Annotated in this window: 5 protein-coding genes; 1 reads left to right on the top strand and 4 read right to left on the bottom strand. The window is 69.9% G+C overall.

Going from position 1 to position 5,466, the window contains the following annotated elements; all coding sequences use genetic code 11:
• From mnmC2 to earP, 4 genes are all read right to left on the bottom strand, one after another.
• Positions 1-724: tRNA (5-methylaminomethyl-2-thiouridine)(34)-methyltransferase MnmC2 (gene mnmC2 / locus AC1D1T_RS29695; RefSeq protein WP_477993048.1), on the bottom strand; the 724-nt coding region annotated here is incomplete at its 3' end.
• A complete protein-coding gene (locus AC1D1T_RS29690; RefSeq protein ID WP_477993047.1) occupies positions 721-1,665 on the bottom strand; it encodes a heme-dependent oxidative N-demethylase subunit alpha family protein in 945 nt (314 codons plus the stop codon). The genes mnmC2 and AC1D1T_RS29690, both read right to left, overlap by 4 nt.
• Positions 1,666-1,729: 64 nt before the next feature.
• Positions 1,730-2,284, bottom strand: coding sequence for an elongation factor P (efp, locus tag AC1D1T_RS29685; RefSeq protein ID WP_047510896.1), 555 nt, complete (start codon positions 2,282-2,284; stop codon positions 1,730-1,732).
• An 82-nt stretch (positions 2,285-2,366) separates the two neighbouring features.
• Positions 2,367-3,410: an elongation factor P maturation arginine rhamnosyltransferase EarP gene (gene earP / locus AC1D1T_RS29680; protein WP_477993046.1), complete on the bottom strand. Its 1,044-nt coding sequence runs from the start codon at positions 3,408-3,410 to the stop codon at positions 2,367-2,369.
• Positions 3,411-3,436: 26 nt separating this feature from the next.
• On the opposite strand from earP, the gene uvrC reads away from it, so the two are divergent.
• Positions 3,437-5,398, top strand: a complete 1,962-nt coding sequence (gene uvrC, locus AC1D1T_RS29675; protein ID WP_477827508.1) for an excinuclease ABC subunit UvrC — start codon at positions 3,437-3,439, stop codon at positions 5,396-5,398.
• Positions 5,399-5,466 lie beyond the last annotated feature (68 nt).

Raw genomic sequence — 5,466 nt, 5'->3', positions numbered from 1 at the left:
GCGCACGCCGCGGCACGAATGCCGGCGCGAACCGGGCCAGCGTGATGTCGCGCTTGCCGCCGCGCCCCGGCGTCCGCTCCACCTCGAAGCCGGCCGTCACCAGCCCGTCGCGCACCGCGCGTGCGGAACTCCAGGTGGCGGCCGTCGCGCCCGGGGCGGCCAGCCGGCCGAGGGTCTTCAGCAGGCGGCTGTCCCAGGCATCGGGGTTGCGCGCGGGGGCGAAGCCGTCGAGGTAGAACGCATCGACCTCGGCCACCAGTTCGGGCAGCCAGTCGCGCGCGTCGCCGAGCGCGAGCAGCAGCTGGACCCGGCCGCCCTCGAACGAGAGGCGGTGCAGGTTGGGCGTCAGCGGCGGCCAGGCGGCTTCGAGCTGCGGCGCGAGCGCGGCCCATGCCGGCTCGCGCGGGACGTGCTGCAGGTCATCGCGGCGCAGCGGGTTCAGCTCGGTCGAGACGAAGACCAGCGTGTCGCAGCGCTGCGCATCGCGCCGCCAGGCATCCCAGGTGGCGAGGAAGTTGTTGCCGAGGCCGAAGCCGGTCTCCAGCACGACGAAGCGCGTGCGGCCCTGCCAGCGCTGCGGCAGCTGGTTGCCGCCGAGGAAGACGTGCAGGGCCTGCTGCGCTGCGCCGGCGAGCGGGTGGTAGACATCGCCATGGCGCGGCGAGAACGGCAGCCCCTCGGGCGACCAGCCGAGCTCCGCCGGCACGATCGGGCGGCTGTTCATGCTGCGCGGCGCGCGAGCCAGTCCAGCAGGCGGTCGCGCGCATCGGTCAGGCCGCGGTAGGCCAGCACGGCGGGGCTCATCGTCGACAGCGCATCGTGCACCTGGCGCGCCTGCGCAGGGTCGGCCAGCGCCTGCGCGAGCGGCGTGACGCTGACACGGATCGTGAACACCGCCTGGCGCACGCCCGGCACCGGGATGAAGGTCTGGTGCTCGGTGCGGAAGAAGGCGCGCGCCGCGAGCTCGTCGGCCGTGGCGGCCGGCGACCACGGCGCCGGGTCGACGCGGTCCGGGTGCGCATGCAGCCGCGGGTGCCGCGTGATCGTCCAGACGAAGCGCTCCCAGCGATCGGGCTGCGTGACGAGCCGCGCGAGGTGCTCGCCGGCGTTGACGAGCAGCAGGTTGTCGGCGACCGGGGCGTGCACCTCGGCGAAGTGCCGGCCGACTTTCTCTTCGGGTGCCCAGTTCGACGGCAGGCACACCGCGAGCCACGGGATGCGGGCGCTGTCGCCGTCGATGACCGCGAAGTCTTCGGCGAACGCGAGGCACAGCAGCGCCGGCAGCCGCCATTCGCGCGGCAGGGCCGACAGGCAGCGGCCGATGTCGGGCGCGGCGTCGCCATCGGCCTGCGGCTCGTCGCCCGCGAGCGACCAGCCGAGCCAGGGGGCGTGCCAGGCGCCGGCCTCGTGGTGCCATGCGGCGGGCCACTCGGCGGCAGCGTGCCCGCACAGCGCGGCCAGCGCGGGGGCCGCGTCGAAACCGGGGGCTGTCAGCAAAGCCTGCGGTGCGAACTCTGTCAGCACCGTGAGCTTTTCGCGCAGCACCGGGTCGCCCGGCCGCAACGGCGTCAGCTGCGGCGCGCCCGGCGCGAGCCGTCGCAGCCCGGGCTGCATCCGGAACGGCGAGGTGATGGCGCTGAAGTCGAAGCCGGTGGCAGGACCCATGGTCACGGACGGTAGCAAAAAGGGCACCCGAGGGTGCCCTTTGCGGGGAGGCAGTGTGCGTGGATCAGACGCGCTTGCGGTACTCGTGCGTGCGGGTGTCGATTTCGATCTTGTCGCCGGTTTCGACGAACAGCGGAACCGAGACCTCGAAGCCGGTAGCCAGCTTGGCCGGCTTCAGCACCTTGCCCGAGGTGTCGCCCTTGACGGCCGGCTCGGTGTAGGTGATCTCGCGCACCAGGCTGGTCGGCAGTTCGACCGAGATCGCCTTGCCGTCGTAGAACACCACTTCGACGGGCATCGCGTCTTCGAGGTACTGCACCGCGTCGCCCATGTTCTCGGCCTCGACCTCGAACTGGTTGTATTCGGCGTCCATGAACGCGTACATCGGGTCGGCGAAGTAGGAGTAGGTGCACTCCTTCTTGTCGAGGATGATCTGGTCCATCTTGTCGTCGGCCTTGAACACGACCTCGGTGCCCGAGTTGTTCAGGAGGCTCTTGAGCTTCATGCGCACGGTGGCGGCATTGCGGCCACCGCGGCTGTATTCGGTCTTCAGCACGACCATCGGGTTCTTGTCGTGCATGATCACGTTGCCTGCGCGAATTTCCTGTGCGATTTTCATAACGATTTCCGTAGGGGCTGTTTTGCCTGAGCCAGCGCGCGCCGGAATGTTCAATGGCCCAGAACGCGCAAAGCCGGCGATTTTATAGCGATTCGGCGACGAAAGACAGCAACTGACCGGCGAGATCGGTCTGCGCGAGCAAGGCTTTGCGCCAATTCAGGCACTGCGCCTGCCAGGACGCGCGATCAGGCCCGATGCCGGCAGGGTCTTGCAGGCCGTTCCAGGCCCGCCACGCCGCGCGGATGTCCGGCGTGGCGCTGAAGCGGTCGAGGAAGGCCTGCAGCTTGGCCGCGTGCACGCCATCGTCCTGCGGATAGATCTGCCAGATGAATGGCTGGCCGGCCCACAGCGCGCGGACCAGCGAATCCTCGCCGCGCACGAAATTCAGGTCGCAGGCCCACAGCAGCCGGTCGAAACCGGCCTGCGCGAGGTAGGGCAGGGACAGCACCCGGATGGACGCCGGCAGCCCGGGCAGCGGCGGCGCGGTGCCGGGCACCAGCAGCAGCGTCGGCCGATGGCCGAGGGCATCGAGCAAGGCCCCGGCTGACGGCACGCGGTAGCAGAACAGGCTGGCCAGTTGCTCGCCGGGCCGCGGCGCGATCTGCCGGGCTGCGAGCCACGCCGCGCGGTCGAACGCCTCGCGCTGCGCCATCAGCCCCGGCTCGCGCAGCAGCCCGCCGGTGGCGGCCGTGAAGCCGGGGTAGAAGAACCACTTGCTCATGCCGCGTGCCGGCCCGTGCATCTGCGGCGAGCGCAGGCGGTGGCTGCGCTCCACGTAGGCCTCGGCACTCAGGTATTCGAGGTTGATCCACACCGGCGCTCTTTCGGCCGCTCTTTCGGCAATCCGCACCAGCACCGCCGGCGGCAACTCGCACCCGAAGGCCTCGACCACCACGTCGCCGATCGGCCGGGCCTCGTCCTCGGCCTCGGGCCACGCCTGCAGCTCGACACCGGCCGCGCCGCCCGGCGCCATCCACGCGAGCGCGCGTGCGTCGTCGACCCACAGCCGCACCCGCTCGCCGCGCGCGGCCAGGTCGGCGGCGAGCCGCCAGCACACGCCGATGTCCCCGAAGTTGTCGACGACGCGGCAGAAGACATCCCATTGCAGGTGCGGCATGCGCGCCATTATCGGCAGCGGCACAATCGCAACCGATGAACGAGACGACGTCGTTGCCCGAAGAACCCACCGACCCGGCGCCGCCGGCCGACCCCGGCCGCGAGCGCCTGCTCGCCGAGGTGCTGGCGCTGCCCGGCCTGCCCGGCGTCTACCGCTATTTCGACGCGAATGATGCGGTGCTCTACGTCGGCAAGGCGCGCGACCTGAAGAAGCGCGTCTCGAGCTACTTCCAGAAGAACCACGGCGGCACGCGCATCGGCCACATGATCAGCAAGATCGTGCGGATGGAGACGACGGTGGTGCGCTCGGAAGCCGAGGCGCTGCTGCTCGAGAACAACCTGATCAAGACGCTCAACCCGCGCTACAACATCCTGTTCCGCGACGACAAGAGCTACCCCTACCTGAAGATCGTCTCGCACGCGTTCCCGCGCATGGCCTACTTCCGCGGCGCGGTCGACCGCAAGCATCGCTACTTCGGGCCGTACCCGAGCGCCTGGGCGGTGAAGGAATCGATCCAGCTGCTGCAGAAGGTGTTCCACCTGCGCACCTGCGAGGACACCGTCTTCAACAATCGCACGCGGCCCTGCCTGCTGTACCAGATCAAGCGTTGCTCCGGTCCGTGCGTCGACTACATCGCCGCCGACGACTACGCGCGCGACGTGGCCAATGCCGAGCGCTTCCTGCTCGGCCAGCAGCAGGAGGTGATGGACGGCCTGCAGGCGCAGATGATGGCCCACGCCGACGCGCTGGAGTTCGAGCAGGCGGCCGAGATCCGCAACCAGCTCGGTGCCTTGTCGAAGGTGCTGCACCAGCAGTCGGTCGAGGACAACACCGGCGTGTCGACCAAGGACGCCGACATCCTCGCGGTGAAGGTGCAGGGCGGGCGGGCCTGCGTCAACCTCGCGATGGTGCGCGGCGGGCGGCACCTGGGCGACCGGCCGTACTTCCCGGCGCATGTCGAGGACGCGACCGAGATCGGCGCCGCAGGCGGCGCAGACGCGGAGAGCGAGCGCGCATCGCCCGAGGTGCAGGTGCTGGAGGCCTTCATCGCGCAGCATTACCTCGACAGCGAGGTGCCGCCGCTGCTGGTGCTGAGCCACGTGGTCGACAAGGCGCTGATCGATGCGCTGACCGAGCACAGCGGCACCCGCGTGAGCGCGCAGCACCAGCCGCGCGATGCGCGCCGCGCCTGGCTGGACATGTGCATCCAGGGCGCGCAGCTGAAGCTTGCGCGGCTGCTGTCGGAAGAGGGCTCGCAGCAGGCGCGCACGCGCGCGCTGGTCGAGGCGCTGGACCTGTCGCCGGAAAACCTCGACACATTCCGCATCGAGTGTTTCGACATCAGCCACACCGCCGGCGAGTCGACGCAGGCATCGTGCGTGGTGTTCGAGACCCACAAGATGCTGAACGCGCAGTACCGCCGCTACAACATCGAGGGCGTGACCGGCGGCGACGACTATGCCGCGATGCGCCAGGTGCTGACGCGGCGCTACAGCAAGATCGCCGCGGCGCTGGCTGACAGGGAGTCCGGCGAGCCGACGAACGTGCGCATGCCCGACCTGGTGCTGGTCGACGGCGGGCGCGGCCAGGTCAGCATGGCGCGCGAGGTGTTCGAGGAACTGGGCCTGGACCTGTCGCTGATCGTCGGCGTCGAGAAGGGCGAGGGCCGCAAGGTCGGCCTCGAGGAACTGGTGTTCGCCGACGGCCGCGAGAAGGTGTACCTGGGCAAGGATTCGGCGGCACTGATGCTGGTGGCGCAGATCCGCGACGAGGCGCACCGTTTCGCGATCACCGGCATGCGGGCGCGCCGCGCCAGCGTGCGCACCGGCGGCAGCCGGCTGGAAGACATACCCGGCGTGGGGCCGAAGAAACGTGCGAAACTTTTGCAGCGCTTCGGAGGCGTGCGTGGCGTGGGCCATGCGAGCGTTGACGATCTTGTTACTGTCGACGGAATCTCGAGGGAATTGGCGGAGGAGATCTATCGTGCGTTGCATTGAGAAGTACCCATCGCGCCGGGCGTGGCTGGGCGTGGCGATGCTCGCCGTGCTGGCCGCCTGCTCGTCGC

This window comes from Rhizobacter sp. P2_H3, assembly GCF_056403355.1.
This window is presented reverse-complemented; position numbering and strand designations above follow the sequence as displayed.

Coding starts and splice junctions, on each gene's coding strand:
- uvrC (WP_477827508.1), top strand. CDS start 3,437: ATGAACGAGACGACGTCGTTGCCCGAAGAACCCACCGACCCGGCGCCG.
- efp (WP_047510896.1), bottom strand. CDS start 2,284: ATGAAAATCGCACAGGAAATTCGCGCAGGCAACGTGATCATGCACGAC.
- AC1D1T_RS29690 (WP_477993047.1), bottom strand. CDS start 1,665: ATGGGTCCTGCCACCGGCTTCGACTTCAGCGCCATCACCTCGCCGTTC.
- earP (WP_477993046.1), bottom strand. CDS start 3,410: ATGGCGCGCATGCCGCACCTGCAATGGGATGTCTTCTGCCGCGTCGTC.